Genomic DNA, 26,053 nt, shown 5'->3' with positions numbered 1-26,053 from the left:
GGGCCGGCCAGCAAGCCGGCCGCGTCGTGTCAGATCGAGTGGCCGGTGACCACTTCGCCGTCGCGCAGCTTGTAGCGCGTGCCGCAGTAGGGGCAGCGCGCTTCGCCGTGCGTGACATCGATGAAGACGCGCGGGTGGGAACTCCAGCGCGGCATTTGCGGGTTCGGGCAATGGACGGGCAGGTCCTTGGCGCTGACTTCGACCAGCGGCATTTCCTTTACGACAGTCATGGCGGTGATTCCTGGGGGCGGGGCGCCGTTCGTTGCGGCGCCCGCGGGGCGTGATTCATGCTGCGACGCACGCGCGGGCGCGTGCCGGGAGCGGCTCAGATGGCGGTCAGCCACTCCGCGTACTTGGCATTGCGGCCGTGCACGACGTCGAAGTAGGCGGTTTGCAGCTTTTCCGTCAGCGGGCCACGGGAGCCGGCGCCGATGGTGCGATTGTCCAGTTCGCGGATCGGCGTGACTTCGGCGGCGGTACCGGTGAAAAACGCTTCGTCCGCGCAATACACTTCGTCGCGTGTGATGCGCTTGGACACCACCTCGATGCCGAGGTCGCGCGCCAGCGTCATGATCGTGCTGCGCGTGATGCCGTCCAGGCAGCTCGACAGGTCCGGCGTGTACAGCGTGTCGCCCTTCACGATGAAGACGTTTTCGCCCGAACCCTCGGAGACATAGCCGTCGACGTCGAGCAGCAACGCTTCGTCGTAACCGTCGGTCAGCGCTTCCTGGTTCGCGAGGATCGAGTTGACATACCAGCCGCTGGCCTTGGCGCGCACCATCGACACGTTCACGTGGTGGCGCTGGAACGACGAGGTCTTGACGCGAATGCCGCGCTCGATGCCCTCGGCGCCGAGGTAGGCGCCCCACGGCCAGGCGGCGACCGCGACGTGGACGGTGTTGCCGGTCGGCGAGACGCCCAGCTTCTCGGAGCCGATCCAGGCGATCGGGCGCAGGTAGCAGGATTCCAGACCGTTCGTCTTCACGACCTCGAGCTGCGCCTTCTGCAGCGTCTCGGCGTCGAACGGCATCGTCATCCGGAAGATCTTGGCCGAATTGAACAGGCGCTGCGTATGTTCCTTGAGCCGGAACACCCGGGTCACGCCGTCGTCGCAACGATAGGCGCGCACGCCTTCGAATACACCCATCCCGTAATGCAGGGTGTGCGTGAGGACGTGGATCTTGGCATCGCGCCAATCGATCAACTGACCGTCCATCCACATTTTGCCGTCGCGATCGGCCATTGACATAGTGTTCTCCCGGGGGATCAAGGTCGCGTAATCCGTTATTGTAAAACAGACGCATGCGCTTGCATGCCTACTTTCGCATGTCTGCAGTGCATCTTCGACGCTGCCGCGGCGTCCGTCGGCGCGCGGCTTACACGTGCCTTACCGCGCTTCGTCCGTGACCCGGTCCGCGAGGTCGGCCGCCACCTCCGCATCCACCTCGATGCGACGGGGCTGCGCGCCGGTCTGGCTGATGCGGCGGTCGTCCGGCCCGGATGGCCGCATTCGGCATGGATTCGGCATGGGGCGGCCCGTGCGGCGGGGTCCGCCGCACGCAGCCCGCGCCTTGCAATGCGTTAGAATGGCCCGATGATCCTTCCCGACGCGCTGACTTGTCACGAGGGCGCGCGCCCATGCGCGTGCGCGGTCCGCGGGGCCGTTGCACCCGCTGGCACGCGCGGCTGCACGACGGCTGCGCGCGGCCTGACCCGCCGGCCCCTCGGGCCGCAACGGCCCGGCCGGACGCGGCGCCTGCCAGCGCGTGCTGCGCCGCGCGTCGTGTATCGCGTCCGGCGGCCCGCCGCGCATTGCACCGTCACCGATTTCGCTTCCAACGATCATCTGAGCCTTCCATGAGCCAAGTACTTCGCCTCACCGACCTGATCGCCGCCGGCAAGATCGCCGGTCGCCGCGTGTTCATCCGCGCCGACCTGAACGTGCCGCAGAACGACAAGGGGGACATCACCGAGGACACCCGCATCCGCGCCTCGGTGCCCGCCATCCAGGCTGCGCTCGACGCGGGTGCCGCGGTGATGGTGACGTCGCACCTCGGACGCCCGACCGAGGGCGAGTTCAAGCCGGAGGATTCGCTTGCGCCGATCGCGAAGCGCCTGGGTGAATTGCTCGGTCGCGATGTGCCGCTCGTTCAGAACTGGGTCGAAAACGGTGTCGAAGTCGCGCCCGGTCAGGTCGTGCTGCTTGAAAACTGTCGCGTCAACAAGGGCGAGAAGAAGGATTCCGAGACGCTGGCCAAGCGCATCGCCGGCATGATCGACGTCTACGTCAACGATGCGTTCGGCACTGCGCACCGCGCCGAGGCGACCACGCACGGCGTCGCACGCTTTGCGCCGGTGGCCTGTGCCGGCCCGCTGCTGGCGAACGAGCTCGATGCGCTCGGCCGCGCGCTCGGTGCGCCGCGTCGCCCGCTGGTCGCGATCGTGGCGGGTTCGAAAGTCTCGACCAAGCTGACGATCCTGAAATCGCTGGCCGACAAGGTGGACCAACTGATCGTCGGCGGCGGCATCGCGAATACGTTCATGCTCGCGGCCGGCTTGAAGATCGGCAAGTCGCTGGCCGAGCCGGATCTGGTCGACGAGGCCCGCACGATCATCGAACTGATGAAGCAGCGTGGCGCTTCGGTGCCGATTCCGACCGACGTGGTGGTCGCGAAGACCTTCAGCGCGGACGCCGCGGCGCAGACCAAGGCGGCGGACGCGGTCGCCGACGACGACATGATCCTCGACATCGGCCCGGATACGGCTCGCGCGCTTGCCGAGCAACTGCAGGCCGCCGGTACGATCGTCTGGAACGGCCCGGTCGGCGTGTTCGAATTCGCCGCGTTCGAGAACGGCACGAAGACGTTGTCGCAGGCGATCGCCGCCTCGGACGCATTCTCGATCGCCGGCGGCGGCGATACGCTGGCCGCGATCGCGAAGTACGGCATTGCCGACAAGATCGGCTATATCTCGACCGGCGGCGGGGCTTTCCTGGAATTCCTCGAAGGCAAGACCCTGCCTGCGGTGGCGGCGCTCGAAGCACGCGCCGGCGACGCCGCCTGATCGGCGCGCGGCGCACCGGCCGTCGCGCCGCGCGCCGTACCGTAGGTATCGCAGACCGGCCGGCGCGCCGTGCGGCCGGCCTGACAGACACGCAGCACTGACACAGCACTGGGAGATGACGATGGCAGGGGGCAGCAAGGACAATCGATCTTCGCGCAAGGAAGAGGCCGCGGCCGAGGCGCCGAGCGCGACGCCGCACTGGATCGCGCCGCTGGCGTCCAGCGGCAATGGCCCGCTGCGCGCCACCAAGATCGTTGCCACGCTCGGTCCTGCTTCCGACGATGCCGCCACCCTGGGCCGCATGGTCGCGGCAGGCGTCGACGTCGTCCGTCTCAACTTTTCGCACGGCACCGCCGACGACCACCGCAGGCGTGCCGAGCTGGCGCGGGCGGCGGCGCGCGAGGCGGGCCGCACGGTGGCCGTGATGGCCGACCTGCAGGGCCCGAAGATCCGGGTCGGCAAGTTCGAGAACGGCCGCGTGACGCTGGTCAACGGCGCGCCGTTCATCCTCGACGCGAATTGTGCGCTCGGCAACGAGGAGCGCGTCGGTCTCGACTACCGCGACCTGCCGCGCGATCTGTCGCCGGGCGATACGCTGCTGCTCAACGACGGCCTGATCGTGCTGGACGTGGTGCGCGTGGTCGACAGCGAGATCCACACCGTCGTGAAGATCGGCGGCGAGCTGTCGAACAACAAGGGCATCAACAAGCAGGGCGGCGGCCTGTCGGCACCGGCGCTGACCGCGAAGGACATGGACGACATCCGCACCGCGGTGTCGATCGGCGCGGACTACATCGCCGTGTCGTTCCCGAAAAGCGCGACGGACATGGAAATGGCGCGCCAGCTGGCGGTGGTCGCCGGCACCGCGCACGGCAACGTGAAGCCGAAGATGATCGCGAAGATCGAGCGCGCCGAGGCGATTCCGGCGCTGGCCGAAATTCTGCGCGCGTCGGACGGCATCATGGTCGCGCGCGGCGATCTGGCCGTCGAGGTTGGCAACGCCGCGGTGCCGGCGCTGCAGAAGCGCATGATCAAGATGGCGCGCGAGGCCAACCGCGTGGTGATCACGGCCACCCAGATGATGGAATCGATGATCCAGGCGCCGGTGCCGACGCGCGCCGAGGTGTCGGACGTCGCGAACGCGGTGCTGGACGGCACCGACGCGGTGATGCTGTCGGCAGAATCGGCCGCGGGCCGCTATCCTGTCGAGACGGTCGAGACGATGGCGGCGATCTGCCTGGAGGCGGAGAAGTCGCAGCACATCGAGCTCGACGCGGATTTTCTGAACCAGACGTTTTCGCGAATCGACCAGACGATCGCGATGGGTGCGCTGTTTACGGCTTACCACCTCGGCGCGAAGGCGATCGTCGCGTTGACCGAGTCCGGCGCGACCGCGCTGTGGATGAGCCGTCATTCGAGCGGCGTGCCGATTTTCGCGATGACGCCGAACCAGCAGACCGAGCGGCGCATGGCGCTGTACCGGAACGTGACGCCGATCGATGCCGAACTGCGCGACGATCGCGACCACGCGTTGCGCGATGCGCTGTCGACGCTGGTCGCGCGCGGTTTCGCGGCGCGCGGCGACCGGGTCGTGCTGACCTGCGGCGAACCGATGGGGCAACCCGGCGGCAGCAATACACTGAAGATCGTTCGAATCGAAGAATGAAGCGGCGCCGGCCCATGCCGGGCGCCCGACCCCACATCCGTTATTCGCTATCAAGGAGATTGAAATGGCTCTCGTATCGATGCGCCAGCTACTCGACCACGCGGCCGAGAACGGCTATGGCCTGCCGGCCTTCAACGTGAACAACCTGGAGCAGGTCCAGGCGATCATGGAAGCCGCCGACAAGGTCAATGCACCGGTGATCATGCAGGCCTCGGCCGGCGCACGCAAATATGCGGGCGAGGCGTTCCTGCGCCATCTGATCGAAGCGGCGGTCGAAGCCTACCCGCACATCCCGGTGGTGATGCACCAGGACCACGGCCAGTCGCCGGCGGTGTGCATGGCGGCGATCAAGAGCGGTTTCACCAGCGTGATGATGGACGGCTCGCTGGAAGCCGACGGCAAGACCGTTGCGTCGTATGAATACAACGTCGACGTGTCGCGCAAGGTGGTGGAGTTCTCGCACTCGATCGGCATCACCGTCGAGGCCGAACTGGGCGTGCTGGGCTCGCTCGAAACCATGAAGGGCGACAAGGAAGACGGCCACGGCGCCGAGGGCACGATGACCCGCGACCAGCTGTTGACCGACCCGGAACAGGCGGCCGATTTCGTCCGGCAGACGGGCTGCGATGCGTTGGCCATTGCGATCGGCACTTCGCACGGCGCGTACAAGTTCACCAAGAAGCCCACCGGCGACATCCTGGCGATCGAGCGCATCAAAGAGATTCATCGCCGCATTCCGAACACCCACCTGGTGATGCACGGTTCGTCGTCGGTGCCGCAGGAACTGCTTGCCGAGATCCGCGAATTCGGCGGCGACATGAAGGAAACTTATGGCGTGCCGGTCGAGGAAATCGTCGAGGGCATCAAGCACGGCGTGCGCAAGATCAACATCGACACCGACCTGCGGCTGGCGATCACCGGCGCGATCCGCCGCTATTTCGCGGAAAACCCGTCGAAGTTCGACCCGCGCGACTACCTGAAGCCGGCCCGTGCCGCGGCGGCCAAGGTCTGCGAAGCGCGCTATCTCGCGTTCGGCTGTGAAGGCCAGGCCAGCAAGATCAAGCCGCTGCCGCTCGACAAGATGGCCGACCGCTACAAGAAGGGCGAGCTGTCGCAAGTCGTGCAGTAAGCCGCGACGGCTGACCGAGGCGGCCGCCAGGGTCGGCCGCGGTGCCGGGCGCACGGTGCCCGCGCCCGTCCGACCCGACCGGTGTTGCGAAAGCCGCGAAAGCCGGCGCGATGGCCGGTTTCGCCGCGCGGTTGCGCAGCCCGGCTCGACGCGCATTTCCTGCCGCCTGGACCACCAGGCGGTTTTTTGTTTTAAGATTCGCCCCGACGGCCGAAGCGCCGTCCGCTTCCGCCGCACGCCGTCCGCGTTTGCACGGCCTACCGTGCCGGCGGGCGCCCCTGCCGACCACCGCTGACCGACGATCCTGCCATGTCCTCGACCCTCTACGAATCGACGCTCCATTCGCTGCCGCTGCTCGGCCGCGGCAAGGTTCGCGACAACTACGCCGTTGGCGACGACAAGCTGCTGATCGTGACCACGGACCGCCTGTCGGCGTTCGACGTGATCATGGGCGAACCGATCCCCGACAAGGGCCGCGTGCTCAACCAGATGGCGAATTTCTGGTTCGAGAAGCTCGGCCATATCGTGCCGAATCACCTGACCGGCGTGGCGCCGGAAACGGTGGTCGCGCCCGACGAGGCCGCGCAGATCGCCGGACGCGCGGTCGTCGTCAAGCGGCTCAAGCCGATCCTGATCGAGGCGGTCGTGCGCGGCTACCTGGCGGGCAGCGGCTGGAAGGACTACCAGGCGAGCGGCGCGGTATGCGGCGTGAAGCTGCCGGCTGGCCTGCGCAATGCCGAGAAGCTGCCGGAGCCGATCTTCACGCCCGCCGCCAAGGCCGAGTTCGGCGAGCACGATGAAAACATCAGCTTCGACGAAGCGGCCGAGCGTGTCGGCAAGGAAGTCGCCGAGCGGATCCGCGCGCTGAGCATCCAGTTGTACCGCGAGGCGTCGGACTACGCGGCGACGCGCGGCATCATCATTGCCGATACGAAATTCGAATTCGGCCTGGACGACGATGGCGAGCTGGTGCTGATGGACGAAGTGCTGACCGCCGATTCGTCGCGGTTCTGGCCGGCCGACGGCTATCGCGTCGGCGAAAACCCGCCGTCGTTCGACAAGCAGTTCGTGCGCGACTGGCTCGAAACGCAGACCTGGAACAAGACCGCTCCCGCGCCGCGTCTGCCCGACGACGTCGTCGCGCGCACCGCGGAAAAGTATCGCGAGGCGCTGACCCGTCTGACCGGCCGCGAGCTGGTCTGAGCGGCGGCCCGAACGGTGACCTGAACGCCGCCCCGGAGGCGTCGGCACGCGCTGCGATGCCGACGCGAGCACGAGTGCCCGTCTGGACGGGCGGCGACGATGACTGACATGAGTGCTATGGACAAACAGGAAGCGACGCCGGTGGTCGGCATCGTGATGGGATCGGATTCCGACTGGGAAGTGATGCGTCACGCGGTAACGGTGCTGGAGGACTTCTCCGTTCCGTACGAGGCGCAGGTCGTTTCCGCGCATCGGATGCCGGACGAAATGTTCGCCTACGCGGACAGCGCGAGCGACCGCGGTCTGCGTGCGATCATCGCCGGCGCGGGCGGTGCCGCCCACCTGCCCGGCATGTTGGCCGCCAAGACGATCGTGCCGGTGTTGGGCGTGCCGGTGCCGAGCAAATACCTGCGCGGCGTCGACTCGCTGCACTCGATCGTGCAGATGCCGAAGGGCGTCCCGGTCGCGACCTTCGCGATCGGCGAAGCGGGTGCCGCAAACGCGGCGCTGTTCGCCGTCGCCATGCTGGCCGGCCAGTCGCCGGACCTGACGAGCCGCTTGTCGGCCTTCCGCCAGGCACAGCGCGCGCGGGCGCGCGCCATGAGCTTGCCGCCAGCATGAGCGCGCCGATCTCTCAGGGCACCGAATTGGCGCCGATCGCGCCCGAGGCATGGCTCGGCATTCTAGGCGGCGGCCAGCTCGGCCGCATGTTCGCGTTCGCCGCGCAGTCGCTCGGCTATCGCGTGATGGTGCTGGACCCCGATCCGGCCAGTCCGGCCGGCTCGATCGCCGAGCGCCACCTGCTCGCCGCCTACGACGATGCCGATGCACTGGCGGAACTCGCGGTGTGCGCCGCGGTGACCACCGAATTCGAGAACGTGCCGGCGCAGGTTCTCGACCGCCTGGCCGAATCGACCCGTGTCAGTCCGTCCGGGAAGGCCGTCGCGATCGCGCAGGATCGCATCGCCGAGAAGCGTTTCATCGATGGCGCGGGCGTGGCCGTGGCGCCGTATCTCGCGCTCGACACGCGCGAGGCGCTCGATGCCTGCGACGACGCGCGCCTGGCCGGCGTGTTGCCGGGCATCCTGAAGACGGCGCGGCTTGGCTATGACGGCAAGGGACAGGCACGCGTGGGCACGCCGGCCGAAGTACGCGCCGCGTTTACGCGCTTCGGCGACGTGGCCTGCGTGCTGGAGAAACGGCTGGATCTGGCGTTCGAACTGTCCGTGATCGTGGTGCGCGGTCGCGACGGACGAACCGCGCATTTCGGCCCGCAGCAGAACATCCACCGCGACGGCATTCTCGCACTGACCACCGCGCCGGCGCCCGATGTCGACGCGCCGCTTGCCGAGCGCGCGCGCAGCGCCGCGGTGGCCATCGCGACCGCGCTCGATTACGTCGGCGTGCTGTGTGTCGAGTTCTTCGTGCTGGAGGACGGCGCGCTGGTCGCCAACGAGATGGCGCCGCGGCCGCACAACTCCGGGCACTACACGATCGATGCGTGCGCGACCGACCAGTTCGAACAGCAAGTGCGGGCGATGACCGGAATGCCGCTGGGCGACACGCGTCTGCTCACGCCGGCCTGCATGGTCAACCTGCTGGGTGATGTCTGGTTCGACGGCGACGCGCAGCGCACTCCCGATTGGGCCGGCGTGCTGGCCACGCCCGGCGCCCGTCTGCATCTGTACGGCAAGTCCGAGGCGCGCCGCGGCCGCAAGATGGGTCACATCAACGTCACCGCGCCAACCGTCGACGAAGCGGTCGCGACGGCCGTCGGGCTCGAGCGTCTGCTCGGCATTGCCTGAGGAAATCGCGATGGCGCGAGCGACAGAGGCGAACCCCGCCGCCCCGGCCGAGGTTTCGCTCGACCCGGCGCACGGGGGGCTGGACACGGCGATCGAGCTGCTGGCGGCGGGCGAGGTGATCGGCATTCCGACCGAGACCGTCTACGGGTTGGCTGGCGATGCGGCCAACCCGGCGTCGATCGCCCGCATCTATGCGCTCAAGGGGCGGCCGGCCAATCATCCGGTCATCGTCCACCTGCCGCCCGAGGGCGACCCGCTGGCCTGGGCCGCGACGCTGCCAGACGCGGCGCGGCGCCTGATCGACGCGTTCTGGCCCGGCCCATTGACGCTGATCCTGCCGCGCGCGGCAGGCGTCTCGGATGCGGTTACCGGCGGCCAGGATACGGTCGGGCTGCGCTGTCCGTCGCACCCCCTTGCGCAGGCGCTGTTCCGGGGCTTCTCCGCGCGCGTCGGCGGGCAGGGCGGTATTGCGGCGCCGTCAGCGAATCGCTTCGGCCGCGTCAGTCCGACGACGGCGGCTCACGTCGTCGACGAGTTCGGTGGCCGCGTCCCGGTGCTGGACGGTGGCGCGTGCGAAGTCGGCATCGAATCGACGATCGTCGACGTGTCGCGCGGCTTCGCGGCGCTGCTGCGGCCAGGCCAGATCGGCGCGGCCCAGCTCGCCGAGGCGCTCGGCGAGATGCCGCGCCTGCCCGACGGCAGCCCCGACCCGAGCGCGCCGCGTGCCTCGGGCACGCTCAGCGCGCACTATGCGCCCGACACGCCGCTGTTGCTGCTCGACGCGGACGCCATCGCGGCCGCACTGGCCGCGCGGCGGGGCGATGCGCTGCCGGTGGTCGCCGTGCTGCGCCCGGACGCGCTGCGCCGCATCGCGGCCGGGCGCGGCGTCGAAGTCGTCGCCGCGCCTGCGGACCCGGACGCGTACGCCCGCGAACTGTATGCGATGCTGCGTCGGCTCGATAGCGCGGCCTACAGCCAGATCTACATCGAGACCCTGCCGGCGACGCTCGCCTGGCAAGCGGTGAACGATCGGCTCGGCCGCGCGGCGGCGGCGTTCCGCGCCGGACACTGAAGCGACGCTCAGCGGACGTCGGCGTCCGCTTGTCGCAGCGGCGTCGGCGCCGCCACCGACCGGGCTGCCGTTCCGCCATCCCGTCGCCATCGTCGCCACCGGTTCGCGCGGCCGAATCGCATGGCCGAATCGCATGGCCGAATCGCATGGCCGAGTCGCGTGACGTCGCGCGGCATCGAGCGCTACCGCGTGGTCGCGCCTGACGATTCGGCAGCGACACACCGTGCCGCGACGGTTCAGACCCGCAACAGCGGAAGCCGGTCGAACCGGCCGCCCAGCACCGATTGCGGATCGCGTCGCCACCATTGCCACAGCACGCTGGCGTAGACCGAGCGGAAATCGACCGCCGGGATCGCATCCCCCGCGCCGTCGAGCCGGTCGAATACCAGCGGCGCGCCATGGAAGCCGCCCGCGACGCGGCCGCCGAGCAGCAACTGCGCCGACACCGCGCCATGTTCGGTACCGCCATCCGCGTTCTGGGCCGGACGCCGGCCGAATTCACCGTAGGTCATCACCAACGTCTCGTCCCAGCGTCCGGCTTTGCGCAGGCCGTCGCGCAAGACGGAGAGCCCGGTCGCCAGTTCGCCGAGCAGGCGTGCATGGATCGGCGTCTGCGCGTGATGCGTGTCGAAGCCGGGCATCGTGAGTTTGATCGCGGCCATCGGCATGTCCCGGCTGGCGAGCGCCGCCTGCAACGCCGTTGCAAATGCCTGAGTGCAGGCCGGGCGGGCTGTATCCACCGCGTCCGCGGCGATCACGTGCAGCTGGGTGTCGAGCGTCCAAAGCGGACCGGCTTCGCCGTTCACCTGCCAGGCGGTACGGGCCTGGCCGTCCTGCGTGAGCGCGCGCGCCACCCAGCCATCGTCGCGGTAGGCGTCGGCGGCCGAAGCGGTCGCGCCGATCTGCTGCGCACGGAAATGCGACAGGTTCGCCGCCGGGCAGCCGACGCCCTCGACCACGGCCAGTTCACCGGCTTGCCAGGCCGGCAGCAAGCCCGCCAGCGCTGGATGCAGGCCGCGCTGTCGGTCGAGTTGCACGACCTGGTCGCGCGGGATGGCCAGCGTCGGACGCAGCCGCCGGTAGGCCGGCTCGGCGTACGGAATCACCGTATTCCAGGCGTCGTTGCCTCCCTGGAGCTCCACCAGGATCAGCAGCCGCGAGGATGGGATGCCGGCAGCCGGCCCGGTCCCGGCGCGCCGCGCGGGCAGGTCGCGGGCGCCGACGGGCGATGCAGTGCTGGCCAGCGGCCAGGCACCGAGCGCCGCGCCTGCGGCGGCGCCGAGAAGGAAGTTGCGTCTTTTCATCACACCTGCATCTGCATCTGCTTCTGCTGCTACCTCTAACCCAGCCTCAGGCGGGCAGGCGGTAGATCCACTCCAGCAACGCGTCATGGGCGGCGCGTGCGGCTTCGGAGCGCGGATCGTTGATGAAGCTGGCCACCGCGTACGTCTGGCCATTCGCTGCGGAGACATAGCCCGCGATGGCGCGCACGTTGGACAGCGTGCCGGTCTTGATGTGTGCCTGGCCCATCACGTCGCTGTTGCCGAGTCGGTGCCGCATCGTGCCGTCGACGCCGGCGATCGGCAGGGACGCCAGAAACGGCTGCGCCACCGGGCTGCGATACGCGTGATCGAGCAGCGAGACCATCGAGGCCGCGGTGGTCGTCTCGTCCCGTGACAGTCCCGAACCGTTCTCGATGCGCAGACCGTCGTTGGCGATATGGCTGCGGCGCATCCACCGCGCGATCACGCGCGCCGAACCGTCGGGCGTCGCGGGCGGCTTGAAACCGACCGCGCCGATCGTCAGGTACAGGTTGCGCGCCATCACGTTGTTGCTGAACTTGTTGATGTCGTTGACGATTTCATCCAACGGCGGACTGCGGTGCAGCGCAATCAGACGGGCCGCCACCGGCACCGGCGCTTCGCTCACGCTGCCGCCGAAGGTGCCGCCCTGGCTCTGCCACAGCGACAGAAAGCCGCCCGCGAAGAAGCGGGTATGGTCGAGTACCGCCAGATTCACCGGCTGGCTGCCGCACGCCGTCGGCAGTGCACCGCCAAAGCGCGCAAGCAGCGTGCCGTCCGGCTCGCTGGTCAGGGACGGCGTGGCCGCCGCGGTCGTCGTGCAGCGACCCCGCGTCGCGTGGATCGTGTTGTCGATGCGCAGCTGCGCGAGCGGCGGCTGCACCGCCACGTCGACTTCCCCGTCGGGCAGCGGCGTGACGTTGAACGACAGCGCCTTGAACGAGTACAGCAACGCGTCGGGCCCGACGTTATACGGAGCACTGGCCGCATTGTCGAGCGGGGGCAGGTCGCGGGTCGAGACATCGAAGTAGTTCTTGTCGAGAACCAGGTTGCCGGCGATGCGGTTGATGCCGCTCTGTCTGATCTGCGTGATCAGCTCGCTCAGCTGTTCCGGCACCAGTTTCGGGTCGCCGGTGCCCTGAATGTACAGATTGCCCTGCAGCACGCCGTTGACGACCGGCCCGTCGACGAAGGCGGCAGTCTGCCAGCGATATTGCGGACCCAGGATCGACAAGCCGGCGTACGTCGTGTAGAGCTTCATCGTGGACGCCGGCGTTACCTCGCGGCTGGCGCCGTAGGACAGCACCTGCGCGCCGTCGGAAAGCCGTTCGACCAGCACCGTCATGCTGCTTGCCGGCACCCGCGCCGCGGCGAGCGCGCGCGTCACCGCTGGCGGCAACGGGCCGGCCACTTCGCTGGGGGCGGCGCCTCGCACCGTCGCGGCGCGCTGCGTCAAGCGGGCGGTGGCCGAACTGACGCGCGCCGCGGCCCGCGGCTTCGCCTGTGCCGTTTCGCCATGGGTGGTCAGCAGGCCACCGGCGAACAGCGCGATCGCGAGCGCCGCGACGCCTCGACGCGTCCGGTGCCAGCCAGGCCGCGCGGCGCCGGGCGCCAACATCGAAAGCGCCGGCGGGCGAGCCGGCGCTTCGTTGGGACAGGACGGATTCAGAGGGTCGGGCGGTAGCAACGGCATCGGGTGTCGGATGGATGGGGGCAAGCCTTATTGTAGACATGGCTTCGCCGCTCCTGGGAATCGCGGGATGAATGGTGACAAGCTGAAAAACTCCCGCCCGAACGGCCAGTGCCAGCGGACATCGCACATCGGGCCGCGCGCGCGCAGCGTTCCGAGGCCGTCGTAGAATGCAGCCGAAGCCGAAGCCGAATCGAGGCAACGTCGCGCGGCCGCGGGCTGGCGGCGGCCGGCGGCGGCTGGTGACCGGAAGGCGGTCGGGGGTAGGCCGGGAGTTTGCCGGAAAGCGGCCGTGCCGCAAGCTGCGATGTCGAGAAGAACGATGCGCGTACTGTTGATCGAAGACGACGAGATGATCGCCGCGGGCGTCACCAAGGCGTTGCGCGCCGATGGCTGGGCAGTGGACTGGGCGGCGGACGGTGCCAGTGGCGCCAACAACGCGGCGAACGCCATCTACGACATCGTGCTGCTTGATCTGGGCCTGCCCAGGCGCGATGGGCTCGAGGTGCTGGGCGGCATGCGGCGGGCCGGCGTGACGACGCCGGTACTGATCCTGACTGCGCGCGACGCCGTCGCGGATCGCGTCAAGGGGCTCAACGCTGGTGCCGACGACTATCTGGTGAAACCCTTCGATCTGGACGAGCTGGCCGCGCGGATGCGGGCGCTGACGCGGCGGCACGCGGGCCGTGGCGAAGCGACGCTTCGCGTGGGGCGCCTGACGATCGACACCAGCAGTCGCGCCGTGACCTGCGACGGCAGCGAGGTCGTGCTGTCGGCGCGCGAATACACCCTGCTCGAAGCGCTTGCCAGCCGTCCCGGCGCGGTGCTGTCGAAGGCTCAGCTGGAGGACAAGATCTACGGCTGGGGCGAGGAAGTCGGCAGCAACACCATCGAGGTCTACGTGCATGCGCTGCGCAAGAAGCTGGGCGCCGACGTGATCCGCACCGTGCGCGGACTGGGCTACGCGATGGCGCGCCCCGAGACGGCCACGGCGGACGACACCCAACGTGGGCGAGGGCCATCCGCATGAGTTCGATCCGGCAGCGGCTGCTGTTCTGGCTGTTCGCGATGGTGATCGCCTGCGTGGCGCTGGCCGGCGGCGTGATCTACCGGCAGGCGCGCGCCGAAGCCAATCAGCTGTTCGACTACCAATTGCGTCAGATGGCGGCCGCCCTGCCGTCGGGCGCCTTCGCGTCGATGCTCGGCGAGCACGCCGACGGCACCGACGATGTCGTGGTGCAGATCTGGTCGCGCAACGGTACGCCGCTCTACTATTCGCATCCGGGCGCGCGGCTCGCCACCACCGCGGAGCTCGGCTTCTCGACCGAGCGCACGTCGCAGGGCGACTTCCGCGTCTATACGGCCATCGTCGGCCAGAACGTCGTGCAGGTGGCGCAGGCCATGGCGGTGCGCGAGCAACTCGCGGCCCGCACCGCCTGGCGGACGCTGTGGCCGGTAATCCTGATCCTGCCCCTGCTGGGCGTATTGATCTGGCGCGTGGTCGGCCGCGAACTGGGACCGCTCGGCGCGCTGGCGCGGGCGCTCGATGCGCGCGCCCCGGGCAGCCTCGCGCCGCTGGCGCCGCGCCGCCGCGTGCAGGAGCTGGCGCCGTTGGTCGACGCGCTCAATGGGCTGCTCGAACGGCTGAACGCAGCGCTCGACAGGCAGAAGGGCTTCGTCGCGGCCGCCGCGCACGAATTGCGTACGCCGCTCGCGGCGGTGCGCATCCAGGCGCAATTGCTGGAACGGGCTAGCGATGACGACGAGCGGCGTACCGCGTTGGCCGATCTGCGGGGCGGCATCGCGCGCGCGACGCGGCTCGCCGAGCAATTGCTGTTGCTGGCGCGTACCGACCCGGCCGGTGGCGCAGTCGGGCGCGCGGAGCCGGTCGACCTCAAGGCACTGATCGAAGCGCAGGTGGCGGCGCTGGCGACGGTAGCCTTCGAGCGAGGTGTCGACCTCGGCATCGTCGAAGCGGCGCCGGCGCGCGCGCGCGGCGCGGCCGACGACTTCGAGATCCTGCTCGGCAACCTGCTCGACAACGCGATCAAATATACGCCCGCAGGCGGGCGTATCGACGTCACGCTCGCGGCTGCCCCCGCGGCTTCGGCGAGCATGGCAGCCGAGGCAGGCGCGGTGCTGAGCATCGCCGATACGGGTCCCGGCATTCAGGCCGACGAGCGCGAGCGCGTGTTCGACCGCTTCTATCGTGGTGCCGGCGCGACCGGCGCCGCCGAAGGCAGCGGCCTGGGGCTGGCCATCGTCCGGCAGATCGCGGCGCGTCACGGCATCGCGATCGAACTGTCGGACGCGCGGCCAGTGGTCGGCGGTATCGCCGCTGGTACGGGCGCAGTGACGGGCGCCGGCGAGTCCCCGGGACTGGCTGTCACCGTCCGTTTTCCGCCGCTGCGCGACGGTGCGGAGGGCGGCGCCGCTGCGATACAGGCTGGGCCAGGCGGATAGGCAGCCGGCCTCGCCGCCACGCCGGCGCACCGGCGCGTCGACACTGCCGGTTGCGCCGACCTGGACGCGTGCGCAGTCAGCGCGGTCTGCGGGCCCAGCCGCGCTCGGTCGTGCGTGCAGTGGCTCTTAATGTTGGCTTAAGTCGACGTTTGTAAGCTTCCGATCAATGCCTCGGGCCGTCCGGCCGCAGGCGGTTCTGCTCGGAGACCGAACGTGACCAAGATCCAGACCATCAAGCGCAGCGCGGTAGCCGCCGCTGTCGCCGTTTCGCTTGCCGCCGGCTATGCGCTTGGCGGGCGCCACGATGCGCCGCCGATGGTGCCGGCCGTGCAGGCCGCAATGATGCCCGCGGAGGCCGCGGCGAAGACCGGCATTCCCGATTTCTCCGGCCTCGCCGAAACCTACGGTCCAGCTGTCGTGAACATCAGCGCCAAGCACGTGGTGACCACTGCCGCGCGTCGGCAGATGCCGCGCCAGATGCCGGTCGATCCCGACGATCCGTTCTACCAGTTCTTCAAGCACTTCTACGGCGACGGCCAACCGGATGGGGGCATGCAGGCGCCGGACCGCGCAAGCATGAGCCTAGGTTCCGGTTTCATCGTCAGCCGCGACGGCTACATCCTCACCAACGCCCACGTCGTCGACGGTGCGAACGTGGTGTCGGTGAAGTTGACCGACAAGCGCGAGTACCGCGCGAAGGTGGTGGGCGTCGACAAGCAGACCGACGTCGCCGTGCTGAAGATCGAGGCGAAGGATCTGCCGACCGTGCGGATCGGCGACCCGTCGAAGAGCAAGCCCGGTCAGTGGGTGGTGGCGATCGGCTCGCCGTACGGCTTCACCGACACGGTGACCTCCGGCATCATCAGCGCCAAGGCGCGTTCGCTGCCCGACGAAACCTATGTTCCGTTCATCCAGACCGACGTGCCGGTCAATCCCGGCAACTCGGGCGGCCCGCTGTTCAATCTGGACGGCGAGGTGATCGGCATCAACTCGATGATCTACAGCCAGACCGGCGGTTTTCAGGGCCTGTCGTTCGCGGTACCGATCGACGTGGCGATGAAGGTGAAGGACGAACTCGTGCGCACCGGGCATGTCGAGCGCGGACGTATCGGCGTCGCGATCCAGGAGGTCAACCAGGCGCTTGCCAAGTCGTTCGGCATGTCGAAGCCGGAAGGTGCGCTGGTCGCGTCGGTCGAGCGCGACGGGCCGGCCGCTCGGGCGGGCCTGAAGGCGGGCGACGTGATCCTCTCGGTCAACGGGCATGCGGTGGACGAATCCGCCGCGCTGCCGGCCGAGATCGCGAACATCGCGCCCGGCCAGACCGCCAAGCTCGACGTCTGGCGCGCTGGCCGGCGTCAGTCGGTCGACGTCAAGGTCGGGTCGTTCGCCGACAAGAAGGTCGCTGAAGCGCGGCAGGACGATACGGGGCAGGGCAAGCTGGGCGTGGCGGTGCGTCAACTGACGCCGGACGAGCGGCGCATGGCCGGGACCAACGGTCTGTTGGTCGAGCAGGTGGCCGGACCGGCGGCGAATGCCGGCGTCCAGCCCGGTGACGTGATCGTCGCGGTCAACGGGGAAGCCGTCACCAGCGTGGACCAGTTGAAACGCGATGTGGCCCGCGCGGACGGCAGTCTCGCACTGCTCGTCGAGCGCAACGATACGCAAATCTTCGTGCCCGTCGACCTCGGCTGAGCGCCGTCTCGGCATGAGGTTTGCTCTCGTCCCGACGCTAGGCCGCGATGCGGCGGCCGCGCGCCGGCGTCCCGAAAGCGGCGCTGGCGCTCCGACCCACTGACAGGAGTGAACGCGATGGCAGACAATTCGACGACTGAAATGACGATGAACCGCAGTGGCGCGGCGCTCGCCCGACGTGGCATGCTCGCCGTGGCGGCCGCTGCGGCGCTGCTGAGCGCTCCGTTCGCGCATGCGGCCCCCGGCGACGCGCCGCCGCCGCCGCCCCCGAATGGCCTGCAGACGCAACAGGCCAACGGCATCGACTACATCAGCGGCGGTGTCGGCCTCGACGAATCGACGACGCTGAAGAAGGAGGCGGCGCGTTGGCCGCTGTCGCTGGAGTTCATCGGTGGCGAACGGAATTTCGTCGCCGACGTGCCGGTCAAGATCACCGACGGCAGGGGGGCGACCGTGTTCGAGGCGACGTCGCAAGGCCCGTACATGCTGGTGCGGCTGAAGCCCGGCCACTACACGGTGCATGCGAGCTACAGCGGTCGCGAGCAGACGCGCCAGGTCAATGTGGGCAAGAAGGGCGCGCGGGCGCGCTTCGACTGGCGCGTGCGCTGAGCACGGCGATGCCCCGGCGTTTGCATTCCTTACGCCGCAGTCGGCACGCTGAATCCATCACGTGACATCAGGAACGCACCGCGACGGCGCAATGCAGATGCGCTTGCAAGCCGGGCAGACGGGAATGCGAAGGCGTTCCGAGTCTTTCGAGTCTTGTCGCGGTGTCGGCTGTCGATAACCAGTCGTGAGCACGACACGGCTGCCGCAAGCCGACAGACACATACTGTCAAACAGCTTGCCGGAGGCAAAGAGACACCGGTTGCACCGCACAGCCAGCTCACGCGGTAGGGCAGGGTAAAAGCGAAAGGCCCATTCGGGATGGCTTCCGGATGGGCCCTTTGCTTTTCCACGGGTCAGTCGCTGTATGACGGGCGGCCGCGGTGAGGCGTCCGGCACCGCTCTGCAGCGCCCGGGGTCCGCGACTCTGGCGCACTGCCCATGCCGAACTGCCAGCTGCTGTGGCCGTGGCCGCCGCCATAGCCATAGCCGTAGCCATAGCCGTAGCCGTAGCCGTAGCCATAGCCGTCGCGGTGTGTCACGGCCGCGCCAGCGCTTCCTCCGTATGCGCCGCTTCCACCCGCTCGCGATGTGCGACGGGCGGGGTGAGCCGCAGCGCGCGGCTCACTTTCATCATTTCGACAAATGCGTCGATGTAGCATGCGGCGCTGCTTGCGAGATCGAGGCTCTCGGGCGAAAACAGCCAGTCGTTGACCAAGCCGCCCAACTGCGCGTGCAGCATCGCGGCGGCGTGAGCGGTGTTCAGTTCCGCCGGCAGCTGGCCGGCCTCGATGGCCCGGCGCAATTTCGCCTCGATCTGCTCGCGCGCCCGCGTCTGATGCGCCCGATGGCGCTCGAACAGCGGTCCCATCTCGTGCGTCAGCTCGCATTTGTGGAACAGCACGCTGAAGATGCGCGTCCGGCGCGGGTCCTCGGCGATGCTGCACAGGCAGTCGATCATCGCTCGCCGCATCTGTCCGAGCGGGTCGTGCGCGGTCGGCGCTTCGCCCATCAACTCGTCCATCGGCAACACGACGCGATCGAACATCGCATTGAACAGCTCGCACTTGTTCTTGAAATGCCAATAGATCGCCCCACGCGAAACGCCCGCGGCTTCTGCGATATCGGCCAGTGAGGTGCGCGATACGCCTTTGTCGTAAAAGACCCGTTCCGCGGTGTCGAGGATCAGGCCGCGCGTCTCCAGCGCATCCTCTTTTGTTCTGCGAGCCATATGGCGGTTTGGCTACCTCTGCGGCAAGTTGATCAATCGAAATGTTCCTTCTACAGGGAGAAGCAACATACATTCATGAATGTATCTATAATACACCGCCAGCCTGTCTGCCAGCTTCGGGTTTTCCTGCATACCTTCCGCCCGGTCGTTCGCCAGTGCCTCGGTCCCCCGCGTCGGGACGACTTTCCTGTGCGTGCGCGAGACATCAGGGCGCGGGCTTTTGTACACATGTAAGATGCAACGCCAGCCGATAATGCAGATCGGCCGCTGCGTTGAATACCAATCAATTCCAAGACACTGAGGTCGTTTCATGCGCGTCGATCGGGTTCCATTTCGTCTCATCTGGGCGGCCTCGGGGGCAGCACTCTTGGTGCTCTCCGCCTGCGGTCAGAAGCAACAGCAGGCAGCGCCTGCCGGACCGGTCGAAGTGGGCGTGCTGACCGTGCGCAACGAACCCGTCACGATCGTGACGGAATTGCCGGGCCGCATCTCGCCGCTGCTGATCGCCGAAGTCCGGGCGCGCGTGGACGGCATCGTGCTCAAGCGCGACTTCGTCGAAGGCAGCGAGGTCAAGGCGGGCCAACGTCTGTTCCAGATCGACCCGGCGCCGTATCAGGCGCAACTGGAAAGCGCGCGCGCCACGCTGGCCAATGCGCAGGCGAATGTCGGCGCCCAGCGAGCCCAGGCGGACCGCTACAAGACCCTGGTCGCCGCGAACGCGATCAGCAAGCAGAGCTACGACAACGCGGTTGCCTCGCTCGGCCAGGCCGAAGCGCAGGTCGCATCGGGCCGGGCAGCGGTGCGCACCGCCAGCATCAATCTCGGCTACACCAATGTGACCTCGCCCATTTCCGGCCGCATCGGCATGGCCCAGGTCACGCCGGGCGGCTACGTGCAGGCCAGCGCGGCGACGCTGCTCGCGACCGTGCAACAGATCGACCGCGTCTACGTCGACGTGACCCAGTCGAGCACCGAAGTGCTGCGTCTGCGCCGTGCGCTGCAGGCCGGCCAGTTGCAGAGCGCCGGTAACAATCGCGCCAAGGTCGAGTTGGTGCTGGAGGACGGCAGCACCTACGCGCAGAGCGGTTCGCTCGAATTCTCCGACATCACGGTCGATCAGAACACCGGCAGCGTGACGTTGCGCGCGGTCTTCCCGAACCCGAACCGTGACCTGCTGCCGGGCATGTTCGTCCGCGCGCGTCTGCAACAGGCGGTCAACGACCGGGCGATGCTGGTACCGCAGCAGGGCGTGACTCGCGACCAGAAGGGCAACCCGACCGCGCTGGTCGTCGGCCCGGACAACAAGGTCGCGCTGCGCACGCTCGAAACCTCTGGCACGCGAGGCAATGCGTGGGTGGTCACCGGCGGTCTGCAGCCGGGCGATCGGGTGATCGTGCAGGGCACGCAGAAGGCGAAGCCGGGCGCGACGGTCAAGCCGGTCGACGCGCAGATGCCGGCGTTGGCCGCCAGCTCGCCGTACGCAAGCGGCCCGGCTGCCGCGCAGGCCGGCAGCGCAGCGTCGGCGGCGAGCGCGCCGTCGGCCAGTCAACCGCAATAAGGGAGCCGCCTCCAGATGGCAAAGTATTTTATCGATCGGCCGATCTTCGCCTGGGTATTGGCGATCGTGCTGATGCTGGCGGGCGCGCTGTCGATCCTGCGCCTGCCGGTTTCCCAATACCCGACGATCGCGCCGCCGCAGGTGCAGATCAGCGTGACCTATCCGGGCGCCTCGGCGCAGACGGTGGAGGACAGCGTCACGCAGGTGATCGAACAGCAGATGAACGGCATCGATCACCTGATGTATCTGTCGTCGACGTCCGATTCGTCGGGCAATGCGACGATCACGGTGACCTTCTCGCCGGGCACGAATCCGGACATCGCGCAGGTGCAGGTGCAGAACAAGCTGCAGCTGGCGACGCCGTTGCTACCGCAGACCGTGCAGCAGCAGGGTATCCGCGTCACCAAGTCGAGCAGCAGCTTCCTGATGGTGATGGCCTTCGTGTCGGAAAACGGCTCGATGAGCAAGTACGACCTGGCCAACTACGTCGCGTCGAACATCCAGGACCCGGTCAGCCGGGTCGACGGGGTCGGCACGGTCCAGCTGTTCGGCTCGCAGTACGCGATGCGGATCTGGCTTGATCCGACCAAGCTGCGCAGCTACCAGCTGACGCCGGTCGACGTCACCAACGCGATTGCCGCGCAGAACGTGCAGGTGTCCGCCGGTCAGCTCGGCGGCGCACCGGCCGTGCCGGGGCAGGAACTAACCGCCTCGATCACCGAAAAGACCCGCCTGCAGACGCCGGAACAGTTCCGCAAGATCCTGTTGAAGGTCAACAGCGATGGCTCGCGCGTGACGATCGGCGACGTGGCGCGGGTCGAACTCGGCGGCGAAAACTACAACTTCGACACCAAGTACAACGGCCAACCGACCGCCGGCTTCGGCGTGCAGCTGGCCACCGGCGCCAACGCGCTGCAGACGGCGGACCGGGTACGCGCGCGCGTCGAGGAGCTGTCGCACTACTTCCCGGCCGGCATGGTCGTGAAATATCCGTACGACACGACGCCGTTCGTGAAGCTGTCGATCGAGGAAGTGGTCAAGACCCTGATCGAAGGCATCGTGCTGGTGTTCCTGGTGATGTACCTGTTCCTGCAGAACATCCGCGCGACGATCATCCCGACGATCGCCGTGCCCGTGGTGCTGCTGGGTACGTTCGCGATCATGGGCGCGGCCGGCTTCTCGATCAACACGCTGTCGATGTTCGGCCTGGTGCTGGCCATTGGTCTGCTGGTCGATGACGCCATCGTGGTGGTGGAGAACGTCGAGCGGGTGATGGTCGAGGAAGGGCTCGGGCCCCGCGACGCGACCCGCAAGGCGATGGGCCAGATCACCGGCGCGCTGATTGGCGTGGCGCTGGTGCTGTCCGCGGTGTTCGTGCCGATGGCCTTCCAAAGCGGCTCGGTCGGCGCAATCTACCGCCAGTTCTCTCTGACCATTGTCGCGGCGATGGTGCTGTCTGTGCTCGTCGCGTTGATCCTGACGCCGGCGCTGTGCGCGACCATTCTCAAGCCGATCCCGAAGGGGCACCACGAAGAGAAGCGCGGCTTCTTCGGCTGGTTCAACCGCACCTTCGACCGGGGCCGCGACGGCTACCAGCGTGGCGTGCGCGGCGTGATCGCGCGCTCCGGCCGCTGGCTGCTGGTCTACGGCGTGATTCTGGTCGCCGTCGGCCTGCTGTTCTGGCGCCTGCCGAGCTCGTTCCTGCCCGAGGAAGACCAGGGCACGATGTTCGTGCAGATCCAGACGCCGCCGGGCGCGACGCAGGAACGGACGCAGCGCGTCATCGACGAAGTGACCAACTATCTGCTGAAGGATGAGAAGAACACGGTCGAAGCGGTGTTCTCGATCAACGGCTTCAGCTTTGCGGGCCGGGGTCAGAACGCGGCAATCCTGTTCGTGCGGCTGCGCGACTGGAGCGAGCGCAGTGCCGCCGACCAGAAGATCGGCGCGCTGATCGGCCGCTCGTTCGGTCGCTTCTCGCAGATCAAGGACGCGACGATCTATCCGATCAATCCGCCTTCGATTCCGGAACTCGGTACCGCCAGCGGCTTCGACTTTGAGCTGCAGGATCGGTCGGGCGCGGGCCATGCGGCGCTGATGGCCGCGCGGAACCAGTTGCTCGGCATGGCGTCGCAGAATGCCGAATTGACGCGCGTGCGCCCGAATGGTCTGGATGACACGCCGGCATACCAGATCGAGATCGACGACGAGAAGGCCTCGGCACTGGGCGTGTCGCTGTCCGACATCAACAACACGCTGTCGATCGCCTGGGGCTCGTCGTACGTGAACCAGTTCATCGACCGCGGCCGGGTGAAGAAGGTGTACGTGCAGGGCGAGGCGCTCGCGCGGATGAATCCGGAAGACGTCAACCAATGGTACGTGCGCAACAACGCTGGCACGATGGTTCCGTTCTCCTCGTTCGCGACGGGGCACTGGACCTACGCGTCGCCAAAGCTGGAGCGCTACAACGGCGTCTCGGCCGTGCAGATCCAGGGTGAAGCGGCGCCGGGCCGCAGCTCGGGCGACGCGATGGCGACGATGGAGGCGCTGGCCGCCAAGCTGCCACCGGGCTTCGGTTTCGAATGGACCGGCCTGTCGCTGCAGGAACGCCAGTCCGGTGCGCAGGCGCCGGCCTTGTACGCGATCTCGATCCTGGTCGTGTTCCTGTGTCTGGCGGCGCTCTACGAGAGCTGGTCGATTCCGTTCTCGGTGATCCTGGTGGTGCCGCTGGGCATCGTGGGGGCGCTGCTGGCCACCACGCTGCGCGGCCTGTCGAACGACGTGTACTTCCAGGTGGGCCTGCTGACGACGGTCGGTCTGTCCGCGAAGAACGCGATTCTGATCGTGGAGTTCGCGAAGGACCTGCACCGCGGGGGCATGAAGATCGTCGATGCGGCGATGGAAGCCACGCGTCTGCGGCTGCGCCCGATCCTGATGACGTCGCTGGCGTTCATCCTCGGCGTGCTGCCGCTGGCGATCAGCAGCGGCGCGGGCTCCGGCAGCCAGCACGCGATCGGCACGGGCGTCATCGGCGGCATGTTGACCGCCACGTTCCTGGCGATCTACCTGGTGCCGATGTTCTACGTCGTGGTGGTGAGCCGCTTCACCAAGGGGGTGGACGGCGACGACAACAAGGCGCTCGAAGAACAACACGCGAAGCACGAACCGACGAGCCAGGAAGGACGTTGAAGATGACCATCAAACCGTTTCATCCCACCTTGCTGGCACTGGCGGCTGCCGCCGTGCTGGCGGGCTGCTCGCTTGCGCCGCGCTACGAGCGACCGGCGGCGCCGGTCGCCACGCAGTTCCCGAGCGAAGGCGCCTATGCCGACAGCGCGGGCCAGCAAGGCGCGGTGCCGGCGGCCGAGCTCGGCTGGCGGGATTTCTTCACCGATCCGCAACTGCAGGCGTTGATCGAGATTGCGCTGCGCAACAACCGCGACCTGCGGGTCTCGGTCCTGCAAGTCGCCGAGGCACGCGCGCAGTATCGCGTGCAGCGCTCGGCGCTGTTGCCGACGCTCTCGCTCGACGCGACCGGCACGCGCTCGCGCACGCCGGCCGACCTGAGCTACACGGGCCGCGCAACGATCGGCAGCCAGTACCAGATCGGTCCGTCCGCCTCCTGGGAAATCGACTTCTTCGGCCGTGTGCAGAGCTTGAATCAGGCCGCGCTCGCGCAATACCTGGCGACTGCCGAAGCCCGGCGTGCCGCCACGCTGGCGCTGATTGCGCAGGTCGCCAACCAGTACCTGACGGTTCGTTCCAACGAGGCGCTGCTGCGCGTCACCGAGGAAACGCTGAAGACCTCGCGCGAGTCGCTGCGGCTGGCCCAGGTGCAGTTCGATACCGGCACCGGTTCGGCGCTGGACCTGAGCGAAGCCGAAGGCGTGGTGCGTCAGGCCGAGGCCAACTACGCGTCGCAGACCCGTTTGCGCGAGCAGGCGCAGAACACGCTGGTCGAGCTGATCGGCCAGCCGCTGCCGGCGGATCTGCCCGAGGGCGTGCCGCTCGAACAGCAGGCGATCATCGCCGACGTGCCGGCCGGCCTGCCGTCGGACCTGTTGCTCCGACGTCCGGACATCCTGCAGGCGGAACAACTACTGCTGGCCGCCAACGCGAACATCGGCGCGGCGCGAGCGGCTTTCTTCCCGAGCATCTCGCTGACCGGCAGCTTCGGTACCGCCAGCCGCCAGCTTGGCGGGCTGTTCAAGGCGGGCTCGGCGGCGTGGACCTTCTCGCCGACGATTTCGCTACCGATCTTCAACGGCGGCCAGAACCTGGCGAATCTGGACCTGGCGCATATCGAGAAGAACATCGAGATCGCGCAGTACGAAAAGGCGATCCAGACCGCGTTCCGCGAGGTGTCCGATGGCCTTATCGCACGCACCACCTACGAACAGCAGATCGCGGCGTTGAAGAACTACGTCGATTCGCAACAGCGACGTCTGCAGTTGTCGAACCTTCGCTACACGAGCGGCGTGGACAGCTATCTGAGCGTGCTGACGGCCCAGACCGACCTGTACGGGGCGCAGCAGACGCTGATCAACGCCGAACTGTCGCGGCTGACCAATCTGGTCACGTTGTATCAGAAGCTGGGCGGCGGCTGGCTGGAGCATACCGGCGACACGCCGAAGGCGGCCGATGCGCCGCCCGACTACGCGAACGTCGACCGCAACGGTACGCCTCGGCCAGCATCGGCAGCGTCGGCGAGCGCGGCGAGCGCGCCGAGCGGCGGCTGACGGCCTGCTGGCCGCGCCCGCCCGGACGTTTTCGAACGGCATCGAAGGGCGGCCCGCCAGCAGGAGCAGGAGCAGGCGCTGCAATGCAGCGCCTTTTTTTACGTCGAAGCGGGTCGTCGCGGGTCTTCGCGCATCGCGGCGGCATGCGGATGGCGCGTCGCGGCTGCCAGCTTTCGCATTGCGGACCACGCCGCTGCTGCACCTCGGCGCCACCTGTCGCAAAATAGGGCCCGTCGAGCCGGCCGGCGTGCATCGCGCCTGGGCCGCCAGCAACTTTCCCACGGAGAACACACGACATGAAGACCCGAGCAGCGATCGCCTGGGAGGCGCAGAAGCCGCTGAGCATCGAGGAAGTGGAACTGGCGGGGCCGAAGGCCGGCGAGGTGCTGGTCGAGATCAAGGCAACCGGCATTTGCCACACCGACTACTACACGCTCTCGGGCGCCGATCCGGAAGGTGCGTTCCCGGCGATTCTGGGACACGAGGGGGCCGGCATCGTGCGTGAAGTGGGGCCGGGTGTCAGCACGCTGCGCGTCGACGACCACGTGATTCCGCTCTACACGCCGGAGTGTCGGCAGTGCAAGTTCTGTCTGTCGCGCAAGACCAACCTGTGCCAGGCGATCCGCAGCACGCAGGGGCGCGGCGTGATGCCGGACGGCACCTCGCGCTTCTCGCTCGACGGGCGCCCGATCCTGCACTACATGGGCACGTCGACGTTTTCGAATTTCATCGTGGTGCCGGAGATCGCGCTGGCGAAGATCCGCCCGGACGCGCCGTTCGACAAGGTCTGCTACATCGGCTGCGGGGTGACGACCGGGGTCGGGGCGGTGGTGTT

General features: G+C 68.0%; 21 protein-coding genes. 15 read left to right on the top strand and 6 right to left on the bottom strand.

All coding sequences use genetic code 11. The annotated features are described in order from the left end of the window. Positions 1-29: 29 nt before the first annotated feature. Both BLU54_RS22720 and BLU54_RS22715 read right to left on the bottom strand, forming a co-directional pair. A complete protein-coding gene (locus tag BLU54_RS22720) occupies positions 30-230 on the bottom strand; it encodes a zinc-finger domain-containing protein (RefSeq protein WP_091913435.1) in 201 nt (66 codons plus the stop codon). 95 nt (positions 231-325) lie between these two features. Then, positions 326-1,249: a branched-chain amino acid transaminase gene (locus tag BLU54_RS22715; RefSeq protein ID WP_091913433.1), complete on the bottom strand. Its 924-nt coding sequence runs from the start codon at positions 1,247-1,249 to the stop codon at positions 326-328. A 608-nt stretch (positions 1,250-1,857) separates the two neighbouring features. Between BLU54_RS22715 and BLU54_RS22705 the strand changes: the two genes are divergently transcribed. From BLU54_RS22705 to BLU54_RS22675, 7 genes are all read left to right on the top strand, one after another. Continuing rightward, positions 1,858-3,063, top strand: a complete 1,206-nt coding sequence (locus BLU54_RS22705; RefSeq protein ID WP_091913428.1) for a phosphoglycerate kinase — start codon at positions 1,858-1,860, stop codon at positions 3,061-3,063. 121 nt (positions 3,064-3,184) lie between these two features. Continuing rightward, positions 3,185-4,729: a pyruvate kinase gene (gene pyk, locus BLU54_RS22700; protein ID WP_091913454.1), complete on the top strand. Its 1,545-nt coding sequence runs from the start codon at positions 3,185-3,187 to the stop codon at positions 4,727-4,729. A gap of 64 nt (positions 4,730-4,793) precedes the next feature. Further along, a complete protein-coding gene (fba, locus tag BLU54_RS22695; protein ID WP_091913426.1) occupies positions 4,794-5,858 on the top strand; it encodes a class II fructose-bisphosphate aldolase in 1,065 nt (354 codons plus the stop codon). 309 nt (positions 5,859-6,167) lie between these two features. Further along, on the top strand, positions 6,168-7,061 hold the full coding sequence (locus BLU54_RS22690; protein WP_091913423.1) for a phosphoribosylaminoimidazolesuccinocarboxamide synthase: 894 nt from the start codon (positions 6,168-6,170) through the stop codon (positions 7,059-7,061). 108 nt (positions 7,062-7,169) lie between these two features. Continuing rightward, positions 7,170-7,682, top strand: coding sequence for a 5-(carboxyamino)imidazole ribonucleotide mutase (gene purE / locus BLU54_RS22685; protein WP_091913420.1), 513 nt, complete (start codon positions 7,170-7,172; stop codon positions 7,680-7,682). Next, the gene (locus tag BLU54_RS22680) at positions 7,679-8,866 is read left to right on the top strand and encodes a 5-(carboxyamino)imidazole ribonucleotide synthase (RefSeq protein WP_091913417.1); all 1,188 of its coding nucleotides are present in this window, start codon (positions 7,679-7,681) and stop codon (positions 8,864-8,866) included. The genes purE and BLU54_RS22680 overlap by 4 nt, the downstream gene beginning before the upstream one ends. Positions 8,867-8,876: 10 nt before the next feature. Then, the gene (locus BLU54_RS22675; protein WP_091913414.1) at positions 8,877-9,938 is read left to right on the top strand and encodes an L-threonylcarbamoyladenylate synthase; all 1,062 of its coding nucleotides are present in this window, start codon (positions 8,877-8,879) and stop codon (positions 9,936-9,938) included. 236 nt (positions 9,939-10,174) lie between these two features. Here the strand turns inward: BLU54_RS22675 and BLU54_RS22670 are convergent, their stop codons facing one another. Both BLU54_RS22670 and dacB read right to left on the bottom strand, forming a co-directional pair. Next, the gene (locus BLU54_RS22670; RefSeq protein WP_091913411.1) at positions 10,175-11,242 is read right to left on the bottom strand and encodes a DUF1501 domain-containing protein; all 1,068 of its coding nucleotides are present in this window, start codon (positions 11,240-11,242) and stop codon (positions 10,175-10,177) included. Between the two features lie 46 nt (positions 11,243-11,288). Beyond that, positions 11,289-12,932, bottom strand: coding sequence for a D-alanyl-D-alanine carboxypeptidase/D-alanyl-D-alanine endopeptidase (dacB, locus tag BLU54_RS22665; RefSeq protein ID WP_235838092.1), 1,644 nt, complete (start codon positions 12,930-12,932; stop codon positions 11,289-11,291). A 319-nt stretch (positions 12,933-13,251) separates the two neighbouring features. On the opposite strand from dacB, the gene BLU54_RS22660 reads away from it, so the two are divergent. The 4 genes from BLU54_RS22660 to BLU54_RS22645 all read left to right on the top strand — a co-directional run bounded on the left by BLU54_RS22660 (position 13,252) and on the right by BLU54_RS22645 (position 17,693). Then, entirely contained in the window at positions 13,252-13,959 is a 708-nt protein-coding gene (locus BLU54_RS22660) for a response regulator (protein ID WP_091913408.1), read from the top strand. Next, positions 13,956-15,392, top strand: a complete 1,437-nt coding sequence (locus BLU54_RS22655; protein ID WP_091913406.1) for an ATP-binding protein — start codon at positions 13,956-13,958, stop codon at positions 15,390-15,392. Before BLU54_RS22660 ends, BLU54_RS22655 begins: the two co-directional genes overlap by 4 nt. Positions 15,393-15,605: 213 nt before the next feature. Next, positions 15,606-17,084, top strand: coding sequence for a DegQ family serine endoprotease (locus tag BLU54_RS22650; RefSeq protein ID WP_235838091.1), 1,479 nt, complete (start codon positions 15,606-15,608; stop codon positions 17,082-17,084). A 117-nt stretch (positions 17,085-17,201) separates the two neighbouring features. Next, positions 17,202-17,693: a carboxypeptidase-like regulatory domain-containing protein gene (locus BLU54_RS22645; protein ID WP_139169801.1), complete on the top strand. Its 492-nt coding sequence runs from the start codon at positions 17,202-17,204 to the stop codon at positions 17,691-17,693. 353 nt (positions 17,694-18,046) lie between these two features. Here BLU54_RS22645 and BLU54_RS23915 read toward each other — a convergent pair whose 3' ends face one another. Both BLU54_RS23915 and BLU54_RS22640 read right to left on the bottom strand, forming a co-directional pair. Next, complete coding sequence (locus tag BLU54_RS23915; RefSeq protein ID WP_170845276.1) at positions 18,047-18,232, bottom strand: hypothetical protein; 186 nt, start codon at positions 18,230-18,232, stop codon at positions 18,047-18,049. Beyond that, positions 18,229-18,921 carry a TetR family transcriptional regulator gene (locus BLU54_RS22640; protein WP_091913401.1) on the bottom strand — a complete coding sequence of 231 codons (693 nt, stop codon included), beginning with the start codon at positions 18,919-18,921 and terminating at the stop codon, positions 18,229-18,231. The genes BLU54_RS23915 and BLU54_RS22640 overlap by 4 nt, the downstream gene beginning before the upstream one ends. A 310-nt stretch (positions 18,922-19,231) precedes the next feature. Between BLU54_RS22640 and BLU54_RS22635 the strand changes: the two genes are divergently transcribed. From BLU54_RS22635 to BLU54_RS22620, 4 genes are all read left to right on the top strand, one after another. Next, positions 19,232-20,479: an efflux RND transporter periplasmic adaptor subunit gene (locus tag BLU54_RS22635; RefSeq protein ID WP_091913398.1), complete on the top strand. Its 1,248-nt coding sequence runs from the start codon at positions 19,232-19,234 to the stop codon at positions 20,477-20,479. Positions 20,480-20,494: 15 nt separating this feature from the next. Continuing rightward, positions 20,495-23,668 carry an efflux RND transporter permease subunit gene (locus BLU54_RS22630; protein ID WP_091913396.1) on the top strand — a complete coding sequence of 1,058 codons (3,174 nt, stop codon included), beginning with the start codon at positions 20,495-20,497 and terminating at the stop codon, positions 23,666-23,668. Between the two features lie 2 nt (positions 23,669-23,670). Next, positions 23,671-25,218, top strand: a complete 1,548-nt coding sequence (locus BLU54_RS22625; RefSeq protein ID WP_091913394.1) for an efflux transporter outer membrane subunit — start codon at positions 23,671-23,673, stop codon at positions 25,216-25,218. A 296-nt stretch (positions 25,219-25,514) separates the two neighbouring features. Then, positions 25,515-26,053 (top strand): alcohol dehydrogenase catalytic domain-containing protein (locus tag BLU54_RS22620; protein WP_170845275.1); only part of this gene is annotated, 539 nt, incomplete at its 3' end.

The sequence above is a fragment of the Chitinasiproducens palmae genome (assembly GCF_900095735.1).
GTDB classification, from domain to species: domain Bacteria; phylum Pseudomonadota; class Gammaproteobacteria; order Burkholderiales; family Burkholderiaceae; genus Chitinasiproducens; species Chitinasiproducens palmae.
This window is presented reverse-complemented; position numbering and strand designations above follow the sequence as displayed.

Bases quoted from the DNA above. Each gene is read 5' to 3' on its own strand.
- BLU54_RS22720 (WP_091913435.1), bottom strand. From the start codon at position 230: ATGACTGTCGTAAAGGAAATGCCGCTGGTCGAAGTCAGCGCCAAGGAC.
- BLU54_RS22715 (WP_091913433.1), bottom strand. From the start codon at position 1,249: ATGTCAATGGCCGATCGCGACGGCAAAATGTGGATGGACGGTCAGTTG.
- BLU54_RS22705 (WP_091913428.1), top strand. From the start codon at position 1,858: ATGAGCCAAGTACTTCGCCTCACCGACCTGATCGCCGCCGGCAAGATC.
- pyk (WP_091913454.1), top strand. From the start codon at position 3,185: ATGGCAGGGGGCAGCAAGGACAATCGATCTTCGCGCAAGGAAGAGGCC.
- fba (WP_091913426.1), top strand. From the start codon at position 4,794: ATGGCTCTCGTATCGATGCGCCAGCTACTCGACCACGCGGCCGAGAAC.
- BLU54_RS22690 (WP_091913423.1), top strand. From the start codon at position 6,168: ATGTCCTCGACCCTCTACGAATCGACGCTCCATTCGCTGCCGCTGCTC.
- purE (WP_091913420.1), top strand. From the start codon at position 7,170: ATGAGTGCTATGGACAAACAGGAAGCGACGCCGGTGGTCGGCATCGTG.
- BLU54_RS22680 (WP_091913417.1), top strand. From the start codon at position 7,679: ATGAGCGCGCCGATCTCTCAGGGCACCGAATTGGCGCCGATCGCGCCC.
- BLU54_RS22675 (WP_091913414.1), top strand. From the start codon at position 8,877: ATGGCGCGAGCGACAGAGGCGAACCCCGCCGCCCCGGCCGAGGTTTCG.
- BLU54_RS22670 (WP_091913411.1), bottom strand. From the start codon at position 11,242: ATGAAAAGACGCAACTTCCTTCTCGGCGCCGCCGCAGGCGCGGCGCTC.
- dacB (WP_235838092.1), bottom strand. From the start codon at position 12,932: ATGCCGTTGCTACCGCCCGACCCTCTGAATCCGTCCTGTCCCAACGAA.
- BLU54_RS22660 (WP_091913408.1), top strand. From the start codon at position 13,252: ATGCGCGTACTGTTGATCGAAGACGACGAGATGATCGCCGCGGGCGTC.
- BLU54_RS22655 (WP_091913406.1), top strand. From the start codon at position 13,956: ATGAGTTCGATCCGGCAGCGGCTGCTGTTCTGGCTGTTCGCGATGGTG.
- BLU54_RS22645 (WP_139169801.1), top strand. From the start codon at position 17,202: ATGGCAGACAATTCGACGACTGAAATGACGATGAACCGCAGTGGCGCG.
- BLU54_RS22640 (WP_091913401.1), bottom strand. From the start codon at position 18,921: ATGGCTCGCAGAACAAAAGAGGATGCGCTGGAGACGCGCGGCCTGATC.
- BLU54_RS22635 (WP_091913398.1), top strand. From the start codon at position 19,232: ATGCGCGTCGATCGGGTTCCATTTCGTCTCATCTGGGCGGCCTCGGGG.
- BLU54_RS22630 (WP_091913396.1), top strand. From the start codon at position 20,495: ATGGCAAAGTATTTTATCGATCGGCCGATCTTCGCCTGGGTATTGGCG.
- BLU54_RS22625 (WP_091913394.1), top strand. From the start codon at position 23,671: ATGACCATCAAACCGTTTCATCCCACCTTGCTGGCACTGGCGGCTGCC.